Origin of the sequence: Micrococcus sp. GbtcB5, from assembly GCF_019091605.1 — a bacterium.
Classification (GTDB): Bacteria; Actinomycetota; Actinomycetes; order Actinomycetales; family Micrococcaceae; genus Micrococcus; species Micrococcus luteus.
Window position 1 is genome coordinate 1 of record NZ_JAGXJK010000537.1, and the last position, 233, is coordinate 233.

General features: G+C 76.8%; 1 pseudogene. It reads right to left on the reverse strand.

Annotated features, from left to right (window positions below):
* Nucleotides 1-233 (reverse strand): annotated as a pseudogene (locus tag KVS67_RS13400) (type 1 glutamine amidotransferase domain-containing protein); the annotation flags it as partial.

Consider the following 233-nt stretch of genomic DNA (forward strand, 5'->3'; position numbering starts at 1 on the left):
CGTGACCACGAAGCTCTCCCCGTCCGGGCCCTTGCGGTAGTCCGCGTCGGCGGCGGTCAGCGCGTCCTCGACGAGGAACGGGACGACGTCCGTCAGCTGGGCGGCCTCCTCCTCGCCGTTGGTGTACCCGGCGACCTGACGGCCGCGCACGAACGGGGTGCCGTCGGCCGCGGTGAACGGGTGCAGGAACCCGGGCGCGGGGCAGGCGTGGCCGGGCCGGCGCCCGCCCGCGT